The following is a 22,493-nucleotide window of genomic DNA, read 5'->3' on the forward strand; positions in this document are numbered from 1 at the left end:
CACGTACTGCGGGGTGTTGTCCTCGGGGTTCCACTCGACGCCGTGCTGGAGCAGGTCCCACGCCTCGTTGGCGTAGTAGACCTCGTCGAAGATCGGCTCCCTCGGATGGGACAGGTTCACCATCCGAAGGAGCAGCCCGATCGCGGTGACCAGGATCGCCGCCAGCCAGAACCCTGGGGTGGCGGGTCCGGGCGGGGTGAGCCGGCGGCGTACGACGTCGGGCACTGTCCGCGCTTGCGAGGTCATCCGGTGATCGTAGGTGTATCGCCTCTCACGGGATGCCCCGGCGGGGGAGTCACTTCAGGTGGCCGGCGGTCAGCCCGGACTGCACCTGGCGCTGGAACACGAGGTACAGGATGAGCACGGGCAGCATCGCGATGGCCATGCCGGCGAAGAGGGCGCTGTAGTCGCCGGCGTAGCCCTGGTTGATGGCGAGCGCGGTGAGGCCCTGCGTGAGCACCCAGTGCTTCTCCGCGTCCTCGCCCTGCATGAGGACGATCGGCAGCACGTACTGGTTCCAGTGCCCGAGCAGGTTGAAGATGCCGACGCTGATCAGGCCGGGGCGGGCCATCGGCAGCATGACGCGGAAGAACAGCCCGTAGTGCGTGCAGCCGTCCATCATCGCGGCCTCGGCGACCTCGCTCGGCAGGGTCCGGAAGAACGCGGTGAGGAAGAAGACGGTGAAGGGCAGCGAGTAGGCGCTGTACACCAGGATCAGGCCGAGATGGGTGGAGAGCAGGCCGAGGTTCTTCACCACGAAGAACAGCGGGACGAGCGACAGGAAGACGGGGAACATCATGCCGCCGACGAACAGGAAGTACACCAGGCGGCTGCCCCGGAAGGTGTACCGCGCCAGTACGTAGGCGGCCATCGCACCGAGGAGCATGGTGACCACCAGGGCGCCGGCGACGACGATCGCCGTGTTGAGGAAGTACCGGCCGATGCTGGCCTCGGTCCAGGCCCGGCTCCAGTTCTCGAAGCGCAGCTTGGCCGGCAGGCTCCAGGCGCTGGTGAGGATCTCGTTGTCGTCCTTGAACGCGCTGAGGATCGCCCAGATGAGCGGGAACGTGGTGAGCACGGCCCAGCCGACGAGGAAGGTGTGCGAGAAGGCGTTGACGACACGGAAGCGGCTTTTCACAGTTCGATCCGATCCCGGCGGGAGAGGCGCAGCGCGACGACCGCGATGGACAGCGTCAGGAAGAACATCGCGACCCCGATCGCGGAGGCGTAGCCGAACTTGTAATCGCCCATCGCCGTGTCGTACAGGCGCAGGCCGATGACGTCGGAGCTGTTGCCCGGGCCGCCCAGGGTGATGATCTGCACCAGGGCGAAGCCGTCGATGGCGAGGATCGCGAGGTACACCCACGCCACCTGGATCGTGTCCCACAGCAGCGGCACGGTGATCTTGCGCAGGGTCTCGCCGCGCTCGGCGCCGTCGAGCATCGCCGCCTCGTAGATCTCGCGGGGGATCGACTGCATGGCGGCGTTGAAGAGCACGACGTAGAAGCCGACGTTGCTCCACACCATGACCGCCAGCACGCACCAGAACGCGAGGTCCGGGTCGCCGAGCCAGGGTTTCGCGAGGCCGTCGAGCCCGATGGCGCGCAGGAAGCCGTTGAGGATGCCGCTGCGCGGCGCGTACACCTCCTTCCACAGCACGCCGATGATCGCCACCGACAGCACCTGGGGGAAGAAGTAGACGACGCGGTAGAAGGCGGCGCCGCGCACGCCCCGCACGCCGGCCTTGCCGGAGCGGCCGCCGACGCTGAGCATCGAGGCGAAGAACAACGCCAGCACGATCGTGACGACCGGCAGTGCCACGAGGATGATGGCGTTGTTCTTCAGCGCGTTCCACACGTAGTGGTCCTGCAGGAGCCGGCTGAAGTTCTCCGGCCCCACGTACTCGTACTCCGGCGACAGGCCCCGCCAGTTGGTCAGCGAGATCTGGAACGCCTGCAGGTAGGGCGAGATGACGAACACGGCGTACAGCGCCAGCGGCGGTACGAGGAACGTGAGCACGAACAGGCGCCGACCGTGCCGCATGGATCAGCTCCGCTTGTACTTCGTGATCGAGGTGTCCTTGGCGATCTCGTCGGCGCCCTTCTGGCACGCCTCCACGAACTGCTGGGCGTTGATCCGATTGGTGAACAGGTCGCCGCAGGCCGCGTCGACGAGGTTGCGCTCCAGCTTGCGGTAGAAGGAGTTGTACACCCAGTTGAAGCCCTTGTCGCCGGACGCCTTGAGCGCCTTCGTGACGCTGGTGAGGCCGGGCGGCAGCTCGACGCCCTCCTCGGCGCCGGCGACGCAGGTCAGGCTCGAGGTCTTGCGGGTGAAGTCCGCGGCGCCCTTCTTCGACAGCATGATGCGCATCAGCTCCATGCCGCCGTTGGCGTTCTTGGCCTTCGCGGGCACGATGTACGGCTCGCCGGCGGTCCCCCGCAGCGCCTCGAACGGCAGCTTGTCGCCGCTGCTCAGGCTCGGCGTCGGCGCGATCGCCATCTTGAACGCGGGCGGCGTGACCTTCTTCTGCTCGCTCTCCAGCCACGAGCCGCAGGAGATGAAGACGGCGTTGCCCTTCGACCACTCGGTCTGCGACTGGATGTGGTCCAGGCCCTCGGAGCCCGGCAGGATGAAGCCGTCGCGGGCGAGCTGCGAGTACGCGTCGGCGGCGGTCTTGATCGCCTCGTGCTTCCACGCGTTGGGCTCGAGGTTGTCGATGGCGAGCAGCACCTCCGGGCCGGCCAGCTTCGCCGCCGCGGACAGGATGGGCCAGCTCATGTACCGCGGGTGCTTGCCCTGGTACGTCCACGGCGCGATGCCGGCCGCCTTGATGGTCTTGCAGAGGGCGATCATCTCGTCCCACGTCTTCGGGTACTGCCAGCCCTTGTCGGCGAGGAGCTTCTCGTCGTACCAGATGCCGTAGGCGGTATAGGCGTAGTTGAGCGCGAACACCTTGCCGTTGTAGGTGCCCGGCAGCAGCGCGCCCGGCAGCAGCGTGTCGCGGACCTTCTTGCCGGCGATGTCGAGGCTCGGCGCGTCGAGCAGCGGGGCGAGGTCGGTGAGCGCGTTCTGCGAGACGAGCCCGTTGAAGTCGATCTGGGCGGCGCCGGAGTTGTTGATCATATCGGGCGGGCTGCCGTCGACGAACCGCGGCTGCAGCGTCTTGCCGATCTCCTGGGTGGCGGAGTGCTTGATCTCCGCCTTCGGGTACTTCTCCTTGTACATGGCCTCGTGGGCCTTGGCGTAGTCCTCGCCGAAGCCGCCGTTGAAGATGACGACCTCGAGCGGGGCGTCCTCCTTCACGCCGAGCGGGTTGACGTTGCTCTTGTCACCCTGGGCGGCCTTGGAGTCCCCGCCGCCATCGCTCGTGGCACAGGCGCTCAGCGCGGCCGGGGCGGTGGCCAGCAGACCGGCTGTGGCCGCAGTCTGCAGGACGCCCCTGCGGGTCAGCGTGTTCATCCGTCGTGCTCCTTCGTTGGGGGTCGAGGGGGCGCTCGTTGGATCGAGAATGAAGGTTTCCAACGGAAGTTTCAAGAGTAGGAAGGTTCCTGCCAGGGGTTCGGCTCAAATATTGACGAAATCGTTGCCCGGTGCCGTCAGTCGCGTGTGTACGGCGGGAGCCACCGGCGCCCCGGTGAGGGCGGCGATCGCGAGGGCGGCCGCGCCGGCTGCGCCGTCGCGGGCCTCGGCGGGCTCGACCCGGAACCGCAGCCGGACCCCTTCCCGTACCAGGTCCGCGACCGGGCCCTCGGTGAGCAGCACGGAGCCCGCGAGCACGACCGGCCGCGCCCGCTCCCCGGGTGCGCCGGCGGCCGTGTCGAGGGCGTGCAGCAGGTGCCCGGCGGCCTCGTACACGACCTCGCACGCGACCGCGTCGTCGTCCAGCGCGGCCCGCCCGACGAGGGGCGCCAGGAGACCGAGCGCGGCGGGCGGCTGCCGGTACGCCACCCTGATCAACGCCTGCGCGTGCTCCTCCGGGTCCGCGGCGGCGTCCGCCCCGAGGGCCTCCGTCACGGGTCCGGTGAGCCTGGTCGCGGGGCCGCGGCCGTCCAGGGCGCGCAGCACCGCCCGCAGCGCCTGGCGGCCCTGCCACACCGCCGACCCCTCGTCGCCGAGCAGCCATCCGTAACCGTCGCAGCGCCTGTACGGCGTGCCGTCGCGGAACGCCACCGCCGCGGCGCCGGTGCCGCACAGCAGCAGCAGGCCGTCGCGGTCCGGGGTGCCGGCGGCGAACGCGACCTCGAGGTCCGTGACACTGCGGAGCGTCCCGGCCGCGCCGGCCGCCCGCCAGGCTTCCTCGGCCGCCTCCCGGGCCTCGGCCCGCCCCGCGGCCGCGGCGCCGGCCGTGCCGACCACCCCGGACGCCACGGCGGCCGGGTCGATACCGTTGAGTGCCTGGCGGAGTGCCTGCTCCAGAGCCTGCGCCGGGCGGCCTCCGCTGGAGTTCCGGTTGGCGCCGGCCGCGCGACCACGGCCGAGGACCTCGCCGTCGAGGGTGGCGACGACGCAACGGGTGCTGGTGGCGCCCGCGTCCACGCCGACTACCAGGGGTGCTCGCACCGGAACACCGTACTGCATTGACGAAAAGCGCGTGAGAACGGAAACTTTCCCACATGAAGGTGAGCCGGCAGTCCGCCGAGGGCGGCGCCACGTCCACCGCGGTGAAGATCCGGGGGCTGCTGCCCTCGCTTTCCCCGGCGGAGCAGCGAGTCGGACGGATCGTCGCCGACGAATCCGCCACCGCCGCCCAGTTGACCATCACGGAGCTGTCGAAGCGGGCCGAGACGTCGGAGACGACCGTCATCCGGTTCTGCCGCGCGATCGGCTTCTCCGGCTATCCGGAGCTGCGGCTGCGGCTCGCGGCGGAGGCGGGGCGGGCGCAGGACGACGGAGCCCCGGGCGAGGCGCCCGGCAGCGACATCAGCCAGACCGACGACCTCGCCACCGTCGTCAAGACGATCGCCTTCGCCGACGCCCGCGCCGTCGAGGACACCGCCGCCCAGCTCGACCTGGAGATCCTGCAGCGGGTCATCGACGCGGTCGCCGCCGCCCGCCGGGTCGACATCTACGGCGTCGGCGCCAGCGCGTTCGTCGCCCGCGACTTCCAGATGAAGCTGCACCGCGTCGGGCTCGTCGCCTACACCTGGTCGGACCTGCATCTGGCGCTCACCAGCGCGGCACTGCTCGACGAGCGCGACGTGGCCATCGGGATCTCCCACACCGGCACGACCGTCGACACCATCGAGGCCTTCGGCGAGGCCGGCCGGCGCGGCGCCACGACCGTCGCGCTCACCAACTTCCCCAAGTCGCCGATCACCCGCATCGCCGACCTGACCCTCACCACCGCGGCCCGCGAGACCACGTTCCGGTCCGGGGCGATGGCGAGCCGGCTCGCGCAGCTCACCGTCGTCGACTGCGTGTTCGTCGGCGTCGCGCAGAAGACGTACGCACAGACGAAGGCGGCCGTGGAGAAAACCCGAGAAGCGGTCCGTAGCCGGCGGGTGCGACCGGAGCGGGGACCCTGGTGACCGTCTCGCCGCCGATCGCCCCGACGGAGGAACGCAACGCGCGGTCCCACCAGATCGACCAGCTGCCCACCCTGCAGATCCTCGAGCTGATCAACGCCGAGGACGCGACCGTCGCCGCCGCGGTCGCCGCCGTGCTCCCCGATCTCGCCGAGGCCGTCGACGACTGCGTCGACGCGCTGCGCTCCGGGCACCGGCTGCACTACTTCGGCGCCGGCACGTCCGGCCGGATGGCCGTCCTCGACGCGACGGAGCTGCGCCCCACGTACGGTGTGGAGCCCGGCCACGTCGTCGCCCACCTCGCCGGCGGCACCCGCGCCCTCACCGACGCGGTCGAGGCGGCCGAGGACGACGCGGAGACCGGCTTCTCGACCGCCGGCGGCGTGCTCACGGCCGGCGACGTCGCGCTCGGCGTCACCGCCAGCGGCGGCACCCCGTTCGTCGGCGGCGCGCTGCGGGCCGCCCGCGACCGCGGCGCGCGCACCGTCCTGCTCTCCGCCAACCCCAACGCCGCCCTCGCCGAGTACGCCGACATCCACCTCGCCGTCGACACCGGCCCCGAGGTCGTCACCGGCTCCACCCGCATGAAGGCCGGCACCGCGCAGAAGCTCGTCCTCAACGCGCTGTCGACCGCCGTGATGGTGCGCCTCGGCCGCACGTACAGCAACCTCATGACCGACATGGTCGCCAGCAACGCCAAGCTGCGGGTGCGGCAGGTCCGCATGCTGGTCCAGGCCACCGGACTGCCCGCCGACGCGTGCCAGGCCGCGCTCACCGCCGCCGGCGACGAGGCCAAGGTGGCACTGGTGACCCTGCTCGCCCGCGTCGACGTCGACTCGGCCCGCCGCGCCCTGCGCGCCGCCGGCGGCGTCGTCCACCGTGCCCTGGACGCGCTGTAATCCGCCCTTTTAATCGATTGGCAGCGCGTCGGCGCGCGCCTATCGTTGTCCATGTCAACAACGACAGATCCCGGGAGTCACGATGATGAGCCACTGGACCGCACCGCAAGCGCCGGCGCGCGCTGCCGCGCTGCCCATGGCCCCCGTCGCGCACTGGGCCGACATGCCGCACACCGCGGGATGGTGCCGAGGCTAGATTCTTCAGCCTCCCCACCGCCCGCCCCCTCCAGGGACCGGGCGGTTTTCTTTTTCTCATAGGGGCGTAGCTCAACTGGTTGAGCACCGGTCTCCAAAACCGACGGCTGCAGGTTCGAATCCTGTCGCCCCTGCGTTGTGCTTTGACAACTCCACAGTGGATGGCATTCGCTTCGGGAGCGACCGGCTTGGTGACCGGACCTGGTTTGGGACCAGGAAGCGCGGGGTTCGATTCCCCGGCTCCCGACTCTGCGTTTTTGGGAGCTCGGCTAACGGCAGGCCACGAGGTTTTGGTCCTCGCTGTGGGGGTTCGAATCCTCCGCTCCCAGCTTTCGTACGACATGCCCGGACAGCCCAACGGAAGAGGCGTCGCGCCGGGTACGCAAGCCCTGTCGGTCCAGTCAGGAGTGGACGCCGCCCTGTCAAGGCGGAGATTCACGGGTTCAAATCCCGTACAGGGCGCGCAGTTCTCTGGGCTGAGCACTGGTGTGCAGCGTCGATTTGCAATCCTCGCCTGCTCGGTTCGATCCCGAGTCGGTCCACGCGTTCCAGGCCCGTGTAGCTCAACGGAAGAGCATCTGCCCTACAAGCAGACTGTTGGGGGTTCGAATCCCTCCGTGGGTACGCAAGCAGTTCCACACTTCCATGGCGTTCGTGGTGTACCGGCTGTGCACTCCAGGTCGTGGCCCTGGTGGTTCGGGTTCGACTCCCGACGATCGCCCTTCCGAATGCCGTCCACTGTGGACCCACCGTGGGTACGGACGCTGGCTGTCCGGCCGCCCCTCATAAGGGCGGTGTGCCCGGATCGACACCGGGACCCACGACCCCGCACGCCGGCATCCTTGCCGTGAACCGAGGTCTGCCCTTCATGGTGATCGAGTTGATCCCGGCAGGTGCGGGCGGCCCGATGATTCGATGAAGACGAGGCAGGCGTGGCCGTTGACGGCCCGGCCGGGCGCACCGTCAACGGACTCCCGGCCGGCAACGTCCGCACCATCACTCCGGTCGCAGCCTGCCCACTCCACAGCGACGGACGCCCAGCTTCAATCCGGGCAACGCCGATCTTTCAAAGGAGGCGGGACGCCGTCAGGCGGCGGTGCCTGTGGTGTCGGGGGCGCTCAGGATCTCCAGGAGGCCGAGGAGGCTGAGCACGCGGCGGACGCCGGGGCTGGGGTGGACGATGTACAGGTCGCTGTGGTTGCCGCGGGCGTGGGCGCGGGCGGCGACCAGCTTGCCGATGCCGGTCGAGTCGATGAACGACACGAGGCTCAGGTCGACCTCGACGGCGGTGGCGTGGACGTCGTCGATGGCGCGGTGGAGGATGGTGCGCAGCTGGGCGACGTTCTCCATGGTGACCTCGCCCGCAACCCTGACGCGGAGCGCCTGGTTTGGCATCGGGTCGACCGTGATGTGCAACTCCGGGAATACCGCGAAACGATCGACCTCGTTCATCTGGCTCACCTTCTCACAATCAGAGCCGCTCTCACGATACGGGATGCGCGCCGCTCCCGCATCCATCGAAAGATCGAATCCGGCGAGAAAGCCTCGGTCAGGCGACGCCGGTGGGGCGGAACTGGACGCTGACGCGGGGGCCGACGGGGCGGGCGGTCTTGGGGATCGCGTGCTCCCAGGTGCGCTGGCAGGAGCCGCCCATGACGATCAGGTCGCCGTGGCCGAGCGGGAAGCGGATGCTGTCGCCGCCGCCGCGGGGGCGCAGCAGGAGAGTGCGGGGCGAGCCGAAGGAGACGATCGCGACCATCGTGTCGAAGCGGGCGCCGCGGCCGATGGTGTCGCCGTGCCAGGCGACGCTGTCGCGGCCGTCGCGGTAGAGGCACATGCCGGCGGTGACGAAGGGCTCGCCGAGCTCCTCGACATAGTGCCGGGTCAGGTCGCGGCGGGCCTCGGTGAGCAGTGGGTGCGGCAGCTCGTCGCGCTCGCCATACCACCGCAGGAGGCGCGGGACGTCGACGACGCCGTCATACATCTTGCGCCGCTCGGCCCGCCAGTCCACCTCGTGCAGCAGCGTCGACAGGACCGCGTCGGAGCCGAGGACCCAGCCCGGAAGGTGGTCGACCCAGGCGCCGCGGCTGAGCTCGTGGCGCACCATGCCGCCGGTGAGTGGCCCCACCGCGGGCATGACCGTGTCCAGCATCGAAGGCTGGTACGCGACGTCCATCATGCGATCAATGCTACACCCGCATTCGTACAGACGTACGAGCAACACGCGAACCCGGCGAGCCCGTATCGTATGGGTCACCATGAGTAGCCGGAAGATCGATCGCAGCTACGAACCCGACGCCGGCGCCGTCCGGGTGATGGGGTATGCGCGGGCCCGGGCGGTGCTGCGCAGCACGGACACGGTCCAGGCGGGCCTCGGCGTGGAGACGGTCGAGAAGCTGCCGCCGAGCATCCGCCGCCCGGTGCTGTATCGCGACGGCGAGGAGCACCGGGAGCACCGCAGGCAGACCGCGCGGTACTTCACCCCGCGGCGGGTCGACGAGCACTACCGCGATCTCATGGAGCGGGCGGCGGACCAGCAGATCGAGACGCTCCGGCAGCAGGGGACGGCCGACCTCGCCAAGCTGAGCTTCCGCATGGCGATCGAGGTCGTGTGCGCGGTGATCGGCCTGACGGAGAGCCGTCCCGGCCTGGACCGGCGGCTCGACCGGTTCTTCCCGGAGAAGTTCGGCAAGCCCGGGTTCACCAGCCTCAACGGGATCTACTGGGTGTTCAAGCAGAACATCCAGTTCCTCGGCATCTACCTCGCCGACGTGCGGCCGGCGGTCAAGGTCAGGCGCCGGCAGCGCAGGGACGACCTGATCTCGCACCTGATCGACGAGGGCTGCCGCGACGGCGAGATCCTCGGTGAGTGCCTGACTTTCGCCGCGGCCGGCATGGTCACCACCCGCGAGTTCGTCAACGTCGTCGCCTGGCATCTGTTCACCGACGACGCCCTTCGCGACCGGTACACCGGCGGCGACGACACCACGAGGGTGGCGCTGCTGCACGAGCTGCTGCGGCTGGAGCCCGTCGTGGGCAACCTCAAGCGGCGCACGACCGGCCCCGTGGAGGACATCCCGGACGGCAGGCTGGTCGACATCGACGTCAGCACCGCGAACCTGGAACGCGTGGACGAGGGTCCGGGGCTGTCCTTCGGCGACGGCCCGCACAAGTGCCCGGGCGCCTACGTGGCCGTCCAGGAGGCCGACATCTTCCTCAGCAAGCTCTTCGCGCAGCCGCGGCTCACCATGCTCAAACCGCCGCGGGTCACGAAGAAGCCGGACATCTCGAGCTACGAGCTCAGGGACTTCATGATCACCGTGCGACCGCAAGGGTAGGCGCGGGCGCCAGCGACACGGCCGTCGGATCCTCGATCATCCGCTCGACGATCACCCCGGCCCCGCCGCGGGCGGCCGCCGTGAAGCCCAGGTGCGACGCGACGAAGTGGCAGCGCGCCGCCGTGCTGGCGACCGCCATCCGGGCCAGGTTCGCCTGCGCGGACGGGATCAGGTGGTCGGCGAGCTCCGCGAAGTAGCCGCCGAGCACGATCACCCGCGGGTTGAAGAGGTTGACCAGGATCGCGCCGCCGTGCCCGAGCCAGTGCCCGACCTCCGCGACCGCCGCCGCCACCGCCTTGTCCCCGCGCGCGAGCCGCCGCAGCACCTCGGCGACCCGCTCCTCGGGGTCCGGGATGGGCCCCTGCTCCAGGCCGTAGGCGACGTCCGGGGTGGCGCGGCGGACCAGCTCGGCGAGGCCGACCTTGGTCTCCCAGCAGCCGGTGCGACCGCAGCCGCACTTCGACCCGCCCGGCTCGACCGGCAGGTGGCCGACCTCGCCGGAGAAGCCGTCGGCGCCGCGCAGCAGCCGGCCGTTGACGATGACACCCCCGCCGACGCCCACCTCTCCGGTGAGGTAGACGAGGTCGTCGGTGCCGGCGGCGACCCCCCACGTGTATTCGGCCTGCGCGGCCAGGTTGGCGTCGTTGTCGACCATGATCCAGAGGTCCGGGTCGAGGCCGTGCGCGAGGCGGGTGGCGACCGGGACGTCGCGCCAGCCGAGGTTGGGGGCGAGCACGACCACGCCGCGGCCCACGTCGACGAGGCCGGGCACGGCGACGGTGAGCCCGACCGGGGTCACGCCGCGGCGGACGAGCTCCGCCAGGGTCCGCTGGGCGGCCTGGGTCAGGTCGTCGAGGCAGCGCTCCACGTCGCGGCCCTTGGCGTCGAAGCTGACCCGCTTCTCGATGACGGTGCGCCCGGTGAGGTCGCTGCCGTGCACCGCGAGGTAGTCGACGTTGATCTCGATGCCGACGGCGCCGACGTCGGGGGAGAGGGCGATGCCGCGGCCGGGGCGCCCGGCGCTGCCGGAGTGCTCGGTGCCGATCTCGCGCACGAGCCGCCGGCTCAGCAGCTCGTCGACGAGGCTCGACACGGTCGCCTTGTGCAAGCCGGTTGCGGCGGCGATCGCGGCCCGGGACCGCGGTCCGTTGATGCGGATGTGCCGCAGGGTCCGGCTCAGATTGGCGCGGCGCAGGGCGAGTTGGTCCGTGGGCTCGTCGACGGAACCGGCGCCGGCCCGCTCCTTGCTAGCCATCGAACGACCCCCATCCAAACACCATCGACGCAGCTCATTCGTCGGTCAGTCCGACGAATCAACCACGAAACATCCCGGCAACACCAGACCTGCGGGCAACGAATCCAGAACGTTTCGAAACTCCGTTCAGGCCGTGTGTCGAGGTGCCCACGATCCAACGCGGGAACCCCACGGGATGCCACAGAACCGCGCGCTTGCCGATTCCAGTGACACCCGTTGACTTATCGGTAGCATGTCTGCAACATTTGGGCCAACCCGATGCAAGATTCCAACAAGACGCCGTCAGAGTCGCGCCGTGACCCGTCCGCCAACAGGTCCACCGCGCATCCCCCGTCTCCGGAGGCACCGCTGTGCCCGTTCGCGCCCCACCACACACCCGGTCCGAAGACCGGGTCAGCCGCCGTTGACTGAAGACCGCACCGCCACTGCACGAGGGATCCACAACGTCCCTCGCGGAGCCGCCAACTCCCCGCACCGCACCACACCCCTGAACGAAGGATCGCGATGAGTAAGAGGCACGTGACGCGAAGGGTGCTCTCGGCGTTCGCCGTGGCAGCCCTGGTCGCGGTTACGGCTCACACGCTGCCGGCGCAGGCCGCCGGTGGAACCAACCTCGCCAGCGGCCGACCCGCCACGTCGAGCAGCACGAACGGCGCCAACGGCATCGGCAACATCAACGACGGCAACCAGGCCTCCTACTGGGAGAGCGCCAACAACGCCTTCCCGCAGTGGGCGCAGATCGACCTGGGCAGCGCGAAGAACATCGACCAGATCAAGCTGAAGCTGCCCAACGACACCGCCTGGGCGACGCGGACGCAGACGCTGTCGGTGACCGGCAGCCAGGACGGCACCTCGTTCAGCACGATCGTCGGCTCCGTCGGGTACAGCTTCAACCCCGCGCAGCAGAACACCGTCACCATCGACTTCACGGCCTCGAACGCGCGCTACGTGCGGCTGAACCTCACCGCCAACACCGGCTGGCCGGCCGCGCAGATCTCCGAGTTCGAGATCTACGGTGTCGCGTCGTCGAGCACCAACCTCGCCGCCGGCAAGACGTTCTCCTCCAGCAGCACCAACGGCCAGTACACGGCCGCCAACGCCGGCGACGGCAACCAGGCGTCCTACTGGGAGAGCACCGGCGCGCTGCCGCAGTGGGTGCAGGTCGACCTCGGCTCGGCCGTGCCGGTCAGCTCCGTCGTGCTCAAGCTGCCCACCAACTGGGGCACCCGCACCCAGACGCTGACCCTGCAGGGCAGCACCACCGGCAGCACGTTCACCAACATCCTCGGCTCCGCGGCGTACGAGTTCAACCAGGGCACCGGCAACACGGTGACCATCCCGTTCACCCAGCTGACCACCCGCTACATCCGGGTGAGCATCTCGGCGAACACGGGCTGGACCGCCGCGCAGCTGTCCGAGCTCGAGGTGTACGGGCCGTCCACCGGTGACACGCAGGCGCCGACCGCGCCGTCGAACCTGGCGTACACCCAGCCGGCCAGCGGCCAGATCAAGCTGACCTGGTCCGCCTCCACCGACAACAGCGGCTCGATCGCGGGCTACGACGTCTACGCCAACGGCGCGCTGCGCACCAGCGTCGCGGGCACCGTCCTGACCTACACCGACACGCAGCCCGACACCGCCACCGTGCAGTACTTCGTGAAGGCGCGGGACGCGGCCGGCAACCAGTCGGCGCAGAGCAACACGGTCACCCGTACCGGCACCGTCGTCGACACGCAGGCGCCGACCGCGCCGACGAACCTCGCGTACACCCAGCCGGCCAGCGGCCAGATCAAGCTGACCTGGGGCGCGTCGACGGACAACAGCGGCTCGATCGCCCGCTACGACATCTACGCCAACGGCTCCTACCGGGCGAACGTGGCCGGCACGGTCCTCACGTACACCGACAACCAGCCCGACACGGCGACGGTGTCCTACCAGGTGAAGGCGGTCGACGGCGCCGGCAACAACTCCGCCGCCAGCAACACCGTCACCCGCACCGGCACCGGCAACCCGCCGCCCGGCACCAACCTGGCCCTCGGCAAGCCGATCACCGCCAACGGCTCGGTCTTCACGTTCGTGCCGGCCAACGCCAACGACAACAGCGTCACCACCTACTGGGAGGGTGCGGGCGGCTTCCCGGCCACCTTGACCTCGACGCTGGGCGCCAACGCCGACATCAGCAAGCTCACGCTGAAGCTCGACCCCAGCACCGCGTGGGGCGCCCGGACCCAGAACATCGAGGTCCTCGGCCGTGAGCAGAGCGCGTCCGGGCTCACCAGCCTGGTGCCGGCCCGCGACTACCGCTTCGACCCGGCCACCGGCAACAGCGTCGACATCACGCTGACCGCCCGCGTCGCCGACGTCCAGCTGAAGATCAACTCGAACACCGGCGCCCCGTCGGGCCAGATCGCGGAGTTCCAGGTCTACGGCGTCGCGGCGCCGAACCCGGACCTGGTCGTCACCGCCATCTCCAGCTCGCCGGCGAACCCGATCGAGACCGACGCGGTCAGCCTCACGGCCACGGTGAAGAACCAGGGCACGGCCGGCTCCGCGGCGACGAACGTCAAGTTCTACTTCGGCACCACGCTCGTCGGCACGGCCAACGTCGGCGCCCTCGCCGCCGGTGCCAGCACCAACGTGACGGCCAGCATCGGCGCCCGCGACGCGGGCTCCTACACGCCGATCGCGAAGGTCGACGAGAGCAACACGGTCGTCGAGCAGGACGACACGAACAACACGTTCACCGGGTCGGCGTTCACCGTCGCGCCGGTGCAGACGTCCGACCTGCTCGCGTCGCCGTCGGGCTGGTCGCCGAGCAACCCGTCGGCCGGCAACACCGTCACGTTCACCGTCGCCATCAAGAACCAGGGCACCCAGGCCTCCGCCGGCGGCGCCCACGGCATCACGGTGACCATCAAGGACGCCACCAGCGGCGCGACCGTCAAGACGCTGACCGGCTCCTACACCGGCGTCATCAACGCCGGCGCCACCACCGCCCCGGTCAACCTGGGCACGTGGACCGCGGCGAACGGCAAGTACACGGTGACCACGGTGATCGCCGCGGACACCAACGAGCTGTCGGTCAAGCAGGCCAACAACACGTCCACCACCTCGTTCTTCGTCGGCCGCGGCGCGAACATGCCGTACGACATGTACGAGGCCGAGGACGGCACCGTCGGCGGCGGCGCGACCGTCGTCGGCCCGAACCGCACCGTCGGCGACATCGCCGGCGAGGCCTCGGGCCGCCGGGCGGTCAACCTGAACAGCACCGGCAACTACGTCCAGTGGACCACCAAGGCGCAGACCAACACCCTGGTCGTGCGGTTCTCGATCCCGGACAACACCAACACCACGCTCAACATCTACGTCAACGGCACGTACCTGAAGAACATCGCCCTGACGTCGAAGTACGCGTGGCTGTACGGCAACGAGACGGCGCCGCAGAACTCCGGCACCGGCCCGCGCCACATCTACGACGAGGCGAACGTCCTGCTCGGCACCACGGTCGCGGCCGGTGCCACGATCAAGCTGCAGAAGGACGCCGCCAACTCGGGCCCGATCGCGGTCGACTTCATCAACCTCGAGCAGGCCACGGTCATCCCGAACCCGGACCCGACGAAGTACATCGTCCCGGCCGGCTTCACCCACCAGGACGTGGACAACGCCCTGAGCCAGGCCCGGCAGAGCACCACCGCGCTCGGTGTCTACCTGCCGCCCGGCGACTACCAGACGGCCAGCAAGTTCCAGGTCTACGGCAAGGCGATCAAGGTCATCGGCGCCGGCCCGTGGTTCACCCGGTTCTACGCACCGTCCACGCAGGACAACACCGACGTGGGCTTCCGGGCCGACTCGACCGCCAACGGTTCGACGTTCTCCGGCTTCGCGTACTTCGGTAACTACATCATCCGCAACGACGGTCCCGGCAAGGTCTTCGACTGGTCCAACGTGGCCAACATGACGATCGACAACATCTGGACCGAGCACATGGTCTGCATGTACTGGGGTGCCAACACGGACTTCGTGACGATCAAGAACTCGCGGATCCGGGACACCTTCGCCGACGGCATCAACATGACCAACGGCAGCACGAACAACCTGGTGACCAACAACGACGCCCGCTCGACCGGTGACGACGCCTTCGCGCTGTTCTCGGCGATCGACGCGGGTGGCTCGGACGAGAAGGACAACGTCTACGAGAACCTGTCCACGACCCTGACCTGGCGTGCCGCCGGGCTCGCGGTCTACGGCGGGTACGCGAACACGTTCCGGAACATCTACATCGCGGACACCCTGGTCTACAGCGGCATCACCATCAGCTCGCTCGACTTCGGCTACCCGATGAACGGCTTCGGTGCGAGCCCGCCCACCCAGTTCTCGAACATCTCCATCGTCCGCGCCGGCGGCCACTTCTGGGGCAGCCAGGTCTTCGGAGCCATCTGGGTGTTCTCCGCATCCAAGGTGTTCCAGGGCATCCGGGTCAACGACGTGGACATCATCGACCCGACCTACTCCGGCATCATGTTCCAGACGAACTACGTCGGCAGCTCCCCGCAGAACCCGATCACGGACACCATCTTCACGAACGTGTCGATCTCCGGCGCCCAGCGCTCCGGTGACGCGTTCGACGCGAAGTCCGGCTACGCGATCTGGGCGAACGAGCTGCCGGAGGCCGGCCAGGGTCCCGCCCGGGGCGCGGTCACGTTCAACAACCTGACGCTGACGAACAACTACATCAACGTCAGGAACCTGAACCCGACCCTGCTCGTCATCACCATCAACTAGTCACACCGTCCACTGCGGGGGCCGCCGGTTCATCCGGCGGCCCCTTGCAGTCTGCGGACACCTTCGCGCAGCTGGTCCGGCGGCGCCGCGGCGAACGTCAGCCGCAGGTAGGCGCCGTCGGGCTCGGCCGCGAACCACGGCCGCCCGGGGAACACCACCACCTGCCGGGCCGCCGCCTCGTTGGTGACCGCCACGTCGTCCATGCCCTGCGGGAGCCGTGCCCAGACGTGCAGGCCACCGGCCGGCACGAGGGGCGTCCGCAGCGTCGGTACGTGCACCGCGAGGGCCTCCGTCAGCGCTTCGCGCCTCGCCCGCAGCTCCGTGCGCAGCGCCTTCAGGTGCCGCGGCCACGCCGGCGACGTCACCAGGTCCAGGGCCGCCTGCTGCAGCGGGCCGGCGACGAAGAAGTCGTCGAGGACCCGCGCCGCCCGCAGCCGCGCGCCGGCCGCCCCGCGGGCACCGATCGCCGCCACCCGCAGCCCGGGCGCCGCGGACTTCGTCAGCGACCGCAGGTACACCACGTGCCCGTGCGGGTCGTCGGCGACGAGCGGGCGCGGCGGGTCGCCGTCGATCGCGAGGTCCCGGGCGTAGTCGTCCTCCAGCAGGAACGCGCCGGCCCGGCGGACCGCCGCCATCACGTCCGGGCGACGGGCCGCCGCGAGGGTGGCGCCGTGCGGGTTCGCGTACAGCGGCTGGCAGTAGAAGAGCCGCGCGCCCGTGCGCCGGAAGGCGGCCTCGAGCAGGTCGGGGCGCACGCCCTCGGCGTCGGCCGGCACCGGCACGACCCGCAGCCCGGCGGCCCGCGCGGCGGCGAGCGCACCGAGATACGTCGGCGCCTCCACCAGGATCGGGTCGCCGGGCGCGCACAGCGCACGGAACGCGGTCGACAGCGCCGACTGCCCGCCGGGGCAGATGTTCATGTCGTCGGCCCGCAGCTCGCCGCCGGCCGTCCGGGCGAACCAGGCCCGCAGGTCCTCCCGGCCCTCGACCGGCCCGCGCTGCCACGCCGCCGGCTGCCGGGCCGCCCGGGCGAGGGCCGCGCCGAGCGCCGCCACCGGCTGCAGGTCCGCGTCGAGATAGCCGCTGGACAGCGGGATCATGCCGGGGCGCGGCACGGCCAGCAGCGCCTGCATCGCGTCCTCGCCGGGCGGCCGGGCGCCGAGCGCGATCGACTGCCAGCCGAGGTCCTGCTCCTGCGCGGCGCGCGGGCGGCGCGCGACGAACGTGCCGCGGCCCGGCTGCGCGTCCAGGACGCCCTCGGCGGTCAGCGCGCGGATCGCCCGGGTCACGGTCACCGGCGACGCCTGGTGACGGGCGCTGAGCTCGCGCACCGTCGGCAGCCGCGACCCCGGGGCCTGCGTGGCCGCCTGCACCCGGAGATCTTGGATAACGCGGACGGCTGCGTTATCGTCATTCATGAGAGACAAGAGTAGCGTTACTCCCGCCGGGACGGTAACGGGCGTGGTCCTGGGGCTGCTGGGCGTCCTGTCGTTCAGCATGTCGCTGCCCGCCACCAGGGTCGCCGTCGGCGATCTCGACCCGTGGTTCGTCGCGTTCGGCCGGGCCGTCGGCGCCGGGCTCCTGGCCCTGGCGTACCTGGCTGTCACCCGCGCGCCACGCCCCACCGCCGCGCAGTGGCGGCGGCTCGCCGTGGTCGCGCTCGGGGTCGTCGTCGGGTTCCCGCTCTTCACGTCCCTCGCCCTGGTCACCAGCACCGCCTCGCACGGCGCCGTGGTCATCGCCCTCCTGCCCGCGATCACCGCCGGCTTCGCCGTCCTCCGCAGCGGCGAACGTCCCACGCCCGCGTTCTGGGTCGCCGGCGGCGCCGGGCTCGCCGCCGTGCTCGTGTTCCTCGTCGCCAGCGGCGCGGTGCGCGGCTCGGTCGGCCCCGCCGACCTGTTCCTCCTCGCCGCCGTCACCCTGTGCGGGCTCGGCTACGCCGAAGGCGGCGCCCTCGCCCGCGACCTCGGCGGCGCCCGCACGATCTGCTGGGCGCTCGTCCTGTCGCTGCCGTGCACCGTCGCCGTGACCGCGGTCTCCGCCTGGCGGCAGCTGCCGCACGCGTCCGCGGGCGCCTGGGCCGGCTTCGCGTACGTCACCGTGATCTCGATGTTCCTGGGCTTCTTCGCCTGGTACTCGGGGCTCGCCCGGGGCGGGGTGGCGAAGATCGGCCAGCTGCAGCTGTCGCAGCCGGTGCTGACGCTCGCGTGGTCGGCGCTGCTGCTGCACGAGGCCGTGCCGGCCGGCGCGGTCGCTGCCGCGGTGGTGGTCCTGGTGTGCGTCGCCCTCACGCAGCGGCTGCGCGCCGGCTCCCAGAGGCGGGTTGACGACATTGGCCGCTACGCGACTGATCTTCGCTGAGCCGTACACCAGCATCACCGCGTGAAGAAAGTCTTCCTCATCCTCGGAATCATCGCGGGCTCGCTGCTGCTGCTGTGTTGCGGCGGCGGCGTGGCCCTGTACTTCTTTGCCGACTCCACCACCTACGCCAAGCCCGCCGACGCCTGCGCGACCGTCTCCGCCGCCCAGGGCCTGTCCTCGTTCGGCACCGTCAAGGACCAGAAACCGAAGGAGACCAAGGCGTTCGGCCGCACCTACCCGGGCTGCGTCGTCACGTACGAGACGGCCGGCACCCTGACCGTCATGATCGACGTGCCGTCGACGGAGTCGGACGTGCGCACCCACTACGACTCGGTGAAGAAGGCCGCCGACGCCAGCGTCGCGGCGGGCGCGACCGTCGCGGACGTGTCCGGCATCGGCACCAAGGCGTTCGCGATGTACACCACCGCCGACAAGGCCCTGCTGTACGAGCTCGACCTGTACGACGGCAACCTCTACCTCAGCCTGAACATCACCGCGCCGGCCGGCACCACGCTCACCCCCGACAAGGTCCGCGCCGACTTCGTCACCGCGGCCAAGTCGATGATGTCGTCCCTGGAAGCCGGCTCATCGGGCGGCGACCTGGACGACTGACGGTTAGGTTTGAAGGCGTGCGTATCGCCTTCGCCGCAGACGACTCCAACGAGACCACCACGGCCGTCGTCCAGCACCTCGCCCAGCAGCACGAGGTGCTGGACGTCGCCGTGCCCGGGGCGCCCTGGCCCGACCTCGGCACCGCCGTCGGCCGCGCCGTCGTCGAGGGCCGCGCCGACCTCGGCGTCGTCATGTGCTGGACCGGCACCGGCACGGCGATCGCCGCCAACAAGGTGCCCGGCGTCCGCGCCGCGCTCGCCTGGGACCCGTGGATCGCCCGGGGCGCCCGGCTCTGGAACGACGCCAACGTCCTCGCGATGAGCCTCAAGCGGCTCGCGCCCGACGTCGCGGTCGAGGTCCTCGCCGCGTTTCTCGCCGTCGAGGACCCCGACCCGGAGGAGTCGGCGAACATCGCGCTCCTCGACTGAGCCGGCGCGGCGCTGCTTGACCAAAGCGTGACCTGGCCCACCGCAACCGCTTCGCCGTGCCCGAGGTCTTTGCTCAATGAACGGCGACGCACATCGCCGTTACGCGAGCAGATTCGTAACCCCGTACAGACGACTCGACGACCCACATGGTGGGCGCGGTGCATGCCCGTGCCCGTCCACAGTAGAGGGTCCATCGTGGACGCCTGGCGATGCGTGCTGCCCGTGTGCCGAAACACCCTCCACGACCGCACAGTCGTGGCATCCGGGAAGGTTCAACACACGTGAATATCAGAACAGGTGCGCTGGTGGCCGGAGCGGTCACCGCGTCGCTCGTGCTGTCCGCCTGCGGAGGCGGTCCAAGCAGCGACGATACCAGCAAGGGCGCCGGTCAGAAAGGTGCCGCGGGCTTCAACGCCGCATTGACCGGGGTGGTCAACCCCTCGGACAAGAAGGGCGGCACGCTCAAGGTCACCAACCACGACAGCCCCGACTCGTACGATCCGGTGCGGACGTACTACGCGAACGTCTGGAACTTCATGAAGGGGTTCTTCGTCCGGACCCTGCTGACCAACCAGGCCAAGCCCGGCGAGGACGGCCTCGTGCTCACCCCCGACCTGGCCACGGAGCTGCCGAAGATCGAGGACGGCGGCAAGAAGTACACCTTCACCCTGCGCGACGGGCTGAAGTTCGAGGACGGCACGCCGATCACGTCGAAGGACGTCAAGTACGGCGTCGAGCGCGTCTTCGCGCAGGACGTCCTGTCCGGCGGCCCGACCTACCTGGTCGACGTGCTCGACCAGGGCCAGAAGTACCCCGGCCCGTACAAGGACACCGACCCCGACAAGCTGGGCCTGAAGTCGGTGCAGACCCCCGACGACAAGACCATCGTGTTCACGCTCAAGGAGCCGCTGAGCGACTTCCCGTACCTGCTCGCGATGCCGGGCGCCGCCCCCGTGCCGAAGGCCAAGGACAACGGCGAGCAGTACGGCAACCGTCCCGTCTCCTCGGGCCCGTACAAGTTCGAGTCGTACGACCAGGGCAAGAAGGCCGTCCTCGTCCGCAACGACCAGTGGGACCCGAAGACCGACTCGGTCCGCAAGGCGCTGCCGGACCGCATCGAGGTCACCTTCGGCATCGCCGTCGAGGAGATCGACAACCAGCTGATCGCCGGTGACATCGACCTCGACCTCGCGCAGACCGGCGTCCAGCAGGGCTCGCAGCCGAAGATCCTGCTCAACCCGGAGGTGAAGAAGAACGCGGACGCGCCGACCACCGGCTTCATCCGCTACTTCGCCATCAACACGAAGGTCCCGCCCTTCGACAACATCCACTGCCGCAAGGCCGTGCAGTACGCCACCGACAAGATCAGCATGCAGACCGCCCGCGGCGGCGCGGACGCCGGCGGTGACATCGCCACCAACATGCTCCCGCCGAACATCGCGGGTCACGACGCGGCGCTGGACCCGTTCAACACCAAGTCGGGCAAGCCGCAGGTCGACAAGGCCAAGGAAGAGCTGGCCGCGTGTGGCAAGCCGAACGGCTTCGACACGGTCATCGCCACCCGTAACGCGGGCAAGGAGCCGAAGACGGCCGAGGCGCTGCAGGCCGCGCTGAAGAACGTCGGCATCAACGCCCGTCTCGACCCGACCGACGCCTCGCTGTACTTCCGCTCCACCATCGGCTCGCCGTCCAACACGCACGCCAAGGGCTACGGCCTCATGATGGCCGGCTGGGGCGCCGACTTCCCGACCGCCTCCGGCTTCCTCGCGGTGCTCGTCGACGGCCGCCTGATCCTGCCCAGCGGCAACAACAATTACCCCGAGCTCAACAACCCCGAGGTCAACAGCCTCATCGACCAGGCCAAGGCCGAGCCCGACGCGAAGAAGGCCGCCCAGATCTGGTCCCAGATCAACAAGATCGTCATGGACGAGGCCGTCCTGGTCCCGTTCACCTACGACAAGGCCCTCAACTACCGCAACCCCCGCCTCACGAACGTCTACATCAGCCAGTACTACGGCCAGGTCGACTTCGGCAGCCTCGGCGTCTCCTGACCGACCCGGCCGGAACCGGGTGCGGCACTCCAGCCGCACCCGGCTCCGCGACCGGCACTGCGAGCTGCCCAGGTTGACGAGGGACTCCTGGGCATGCGGGACACCCGACGCCTCCTGGCCTTCTTGGGGGCGACCGTGGGTGTCCGGCCCGGATCCGGTGCGCGCCTGATCCGGGATGCACGACCTCCGTGTCCGGGTCGACGAGGGACTTCCCGGTTGAGCGGTGACGTTCGCGGTCGCCTTGCCTCCTTGGGGCGGCCGCGGGTGTCCGGCCCGGTTCCGGTGCGCGCCGGGTCCGGGCCGCAGGTCGTGTTTCCGCACTCCGGAAGGCGTTGCGCGCCGCGGCGCGGTTCAGTAGGCGACGCTGACCCGGTGGTGGACGTGGGTGGGGTCGGCGGCGGACTTGAGCACGGCGTCGGCGACGTCGGCGCGGGAGATGGTCCGGCCGCCGCGGAGGCTGCGGTCCAGCGCCGTCCTGTATGGACGGTGGCCGCCGTCCGTGAGGCGGGGCGGGCTGATCAGGGTCCAGTCGAGGTCGCCGGCGCGCAGGACGCGCTCCGCCTCGGCGAGGTCGGCGAAGTTGTCCCGCAGGACGCGCTGGACGACCGGCTTGGCCACCGCGCGCATGAGGAAGCTGTCGCCAGGGCCGGTGAAGCGGCCGTCGGCGTCGACGGACACGATCCGGCGCACGCCCGTGGCGCGCATCGCGGCGACCGCGGCCCGGGCTCCGTCGGCCTGGACGGTGACGGAGCCGCCCTTGCGGTGGCCGAGCGCGGAGAGCACCGCGTCGCGCCCGGCGACCGCGGCCTCGAGGGCCGGCGCGTCGTCGAGCGCCGCCCTGACCACGGTCACGCCCGGCAGGTCGAGCTCGCGGCGGACGACGGCGGTCATCTCGTGCCCCTGGCGCAGGCCCTGCTCGAGAAGCTGTCGCCCGATCCCGCCCGTCGCGCCGAACACGGTCAGCTTCATGGCTGCCCTCCCTGGTAAGTGAGCACTCACTAACCTTTATCATGGTGGGTGAGTGCTCACGAACTTGTCAAGGAGCGG

General features: G+C 70.1%; 17 protein-coding genes, 5 tRNA genes and 1 pseudogene. 13 read left to right on the forward strand and 10 right to left on the reverse strand.

The window, feature by feature from the left end:
• From ABZ321_RS53125 to ABZ321_RS53145, 5 genes and pseudogenes are all read right to left on the reverse strand, one after another.
• Positions 1-246: pseudogene (locus tag ABZ321_RS53125) on the reverse strand (phospholipid carrier-dependent glycosyltransferase); the annotation flags it as partial.
• Positions 247-295: 49 nt separating this feature from the next.
• A complete protein-coding gene (locus ABZ321_RS53130; protein WP_344502461.1) occupies positions 296-1,138 on the reverse strand; it encodes a carbohydrate ABC transporter permease in 843 nt (280 codons plus the stop codon).
• The gene (locus ABZ321_RS53135) at positions 1,135-2,043 is read right to left on the reverse strand and encodes a sugar ABC transporter permease (protein WP_344502460.1); all 909 of its coding nucleotides are present in this window, start codon (positions 2,041-2,043) and stop codon (positions 1,135-1,137) included. The genes ABZ321_RS53130 and ABZ321_RS53135 overlap by 4 nt, the downstream gene beginning before the upstream one ends.
• A gap of 3 nt (positions 2,044-2,046) precedes the next feature.
• On the reverse strand, positions 2,047-3,459 hold the full coding sequence (gene ngcE, locus ABZ321_RS53140; protein ID WP_344502459.1) for an N-acetylglucosamine/diacetylchitobiose ABC transporter substrate-binding protein: 1,413 nt from the start codon (positions 3,457-3,459) through the stop codon (positions 2,047-2,049).
• 105 nt (positions 3,460-3,564) lie between these two features.
• Positions 3,565-4,560 (reverse strand): BadF/BadG/BcrA/BcrD ATPase family protein, encoded by a 996-nt coding sequence (locus ABZ321_RS53145; protein ID WP_344502458.1) that lies wholly within the window; start codon positions 4,558-4,560, stop codon positions 3,565-3,567.
• A gap of 53 nt (positions 4,561-4,613) precedes the next feature.
• Between ABZ321_RS53145 and ABZ321_RS53150 the strand changes: the two genes are divergently transcribed.
• The 7 genes from ABZ321_RS53150 to ABZ321_RS53180 all read left to right on the forward strand — a co-directional run bounded on the left by ABZ321_RS53150 (position 4,614) and on the right by ABZ321_RS53180 (position 7,243).
• Entirely contained in the window at positions 4,614-5,528 is a 915-nt protein-coding gene (locus ABZ321_RS53150) for a MurR/RpiR family transcriptional regulator (protein WP_344502457.1), read from the forward strand.
• The gene (gene murQ, locus ABZ321_RS53155; protein WP_344502456.1) at positions 5,525-6,424 is read left to right on the forward strand and encodes an N-acetylmuramic acid 6-phosphate etherase; all 900 of its coding nucleotides are present in this window, start codon (positions 5,525-5,527) and stop codon (positions 6,422-6,424) included. The genes ABZ321_RS53150 and murQ overlap by 4 nt, the downstream gene beginning before the upstream one ends.
• A gap of 256 nt (positions 6,425-6,680) precedes the next feature.
• Positions 6,681-6,753, forward strand: a tRNA-Trp gene (locus ABZ321_RS53160).
• Positions 6,754-6,793: 40 nt separating this feature from the next.
• Positions 6,794-6,866, forward strand: a tRNA-Pro gene (locus ABZ321_RS53165).
• Positions 6,867-6,877: 11 nt separating this feature from the next.
• Positions 6,878-6,948 (forward strand) — tRNA-Gln (locus tag ABZ321_RS53170).
• Positions 6,949-7,005: 57 nt separating this feature from the next.
• Positions 7,006-7,081 (forward strand) — tRNA-Asp (locus tag ABZ321_RS53175).
• A 90-nt stretch (positions 7,082-7,171) separates the two neighbouring features.
• A tRNA-Val gene (locus ABZ321_RS53180) sits at positions 7,172-7,243 on the forward strand.
• Between the two features lie 462 nt (positions 7,244-7,705).
• On the opposite strand, the gene ABZ321_RS53185 is transcribed toward ABZ321_RS53180, so the two are convergent.
• Together ABZ321_RS53185 and ABZ321_RS53190 are read right to left on the reverse strand one after the other, a co-directional pair.
• The gene (locus ABZ321_RS53185; RefSeq protein WP_344502455.1) at positions 7,706-8,071 is read right to left on the reverse strand and encodes an STAS domain-containing protein; all 366 of its coding nucleotides are present in this window, start codon (positions 8,069-8,071) and stop codon (positions 7,706-7,708) included.
• A 97-nt stretch (positions 8,072-8,168) separates the two neighbouring features.
• Positions 8,169-8,795, reverse strand: coding sequence for an alpha-ketoglutarate-dependent dioxygenase AlkB (locus tag ABZ321_RS53190; RefSeq protein WP_344502800.1), 627 nt, complete (start codon positions 8,793-8,795; stop codon positions 8,169-8,171).
• 82 nt (positions 8,796-8,877) lie between these two features.
• Here ABZ321_RS53190 and ABZ321_RS53195 point away from each other — a divergent pair, with 82 nt between their 5' ends.
• A complete protein-coding gene (locus tag ABZ321_RS53195) occupies positions 8,878-9,957 on the forward strand; it encodes a cytochrome P450 (protein ID WP_354904044.1) in 1,080 nt (359 codons plus the stop codon).
• On the opposite strand, the gene ABZ321_RS53200 is transcribed toward ABZ321_RS53195, so the two are convergent.
• A complete protein-coding gene (locus ABZ321_RS53200; protein WP_344502453.1) occupies positions 9,935-11,212 on the reverse strand; it encodes an ROK family transcriptional regulator in 1,278 nt (425 codons plus the stop codon). The two genes, ABZ321_RS53195 and ABZ321_RS53200, sit on opposite strands and share 23 nt — an antisense overlap.
• A gap of 504 nt (positions 11,213-11,716) precedes the next feature.
• On the opposite strand from ABZ321_RS53200, the gene ABZ321_RS53205 reads away from it, so the two are divergent.
• Positions 11,717-15,994: a discoidin domain-containing protein gene (locus tag ABZ321_RS53205; protein ID WP_354904045.1), complete on the forward strand. Its 4,278-nt coding sequence runs from the start codon at positions 11,717-11,719 to the stop codon at positions 15,992-15,994.
• A 29-nt stretch (positions 15,995-16,023) separates the two neighbouring features.
• Here the strand turns inward: ABZ321_RS53205 and ABZ321_RS53210 are convergent, their stop codons facing one another.
• Complete coding sequence (locus ABZ321_RS53210) at positions 16,024-17,367, reverse strand: PLP-dependent aminotransferase family protein (RefSeq protein WP_354904046.1); 1,344 nt, start codon at positions 17,365-17,367, stop codon at positions 16,024-16,026.
• Positions 17,368-17,410: 43 nt separating this feature from the next.
• Between ABZ321_RS53210 and ABZ321_RS53215 the strand changes: the two genes are divergently transcribed.
• From ABZ321_RS53215 to ABZ321_RS53230, 4 genes are all read left to right on the forward strand, one after another.
• Positions 17,411-18,355, forward strand: a complete 945-nt coding sequence (locus ABZ321_RS53215) for a DMT family transporter (RefSeq protein ID WP_354904048.1) — start codon at positions 17,411-17,413, stop codon at positions 18,353-18,355.
• 21 nt (positions 18,356-18,376) lie between these two features.
• The gene (locus ABZ321_RS53220) at positions 18,377-18,967 is read left to right on the forward strand and encodes a hypothetical protein (protein WP_354904050.1); all 591 of its coding nucleotides are present in this window, start codon (positions 18,377-18,379) and stop codon (positions 18,965-18,967) included.
• Positions 18,968-18,984: 17 nt separating this feature from the next.
• Positions 18,985-19,395 (forward strand): RpiB/LacA/LacB family sugar-phosphate isomerase, encoded by a 411-nt coding sequence (locus tag ABZ321_RS53225; RefSeq protein ID WP_344502448.1) that lies wholly within the window; start codon positions 18,985-18,987, stop codon positions 19,393-19,395.
• Positions 19,396-19,676: 281 nt separating this feature from the next.
• Positions 19,677-21,446 (forward strand): ABC transporter substrate-binding protein, encoded by a 1,770-nt coding sequence (locus tag ABZ321_RS53230; RefSeq protein ID WP_354904051.1) that lies wholly within the window; start codon positions 19,677-19,679, stop codon positions 21,444-21,446.
• A gap of 351 nt (positions 21,447-21,797) precedes the next feature.
• Here the strand turns inward: ABZ321_RS53230 and ABZ321_RS53235 are convergent, their stop codons facing one another.
• The gene (locus ABZ321_RS53235; RefSeq protein ID WP_354904053.1) at positions 21,798-22,415 is read right to left on the reverse strand and encodes an NAD(P)H-binding protein; all 618 of its coding nucleotides are present in this window, start codon (positions 22,413-22,415) and stop codon (positions 21,798-21,800) included.
• Positions 22,416-22,493: the final 78 nt, after the last annotated feature.

Origin of the sequence: Dactylosporangium sp. NPDC006015 (genome assembly GCF_040614215.1) — a bacterium.
GTDB lineage: Bacteria > Actinomycetota > Actinomycetes > Mycobacteriales > Micromonosporaceae > Dactylosporangium > Dactylosporangium maewongense.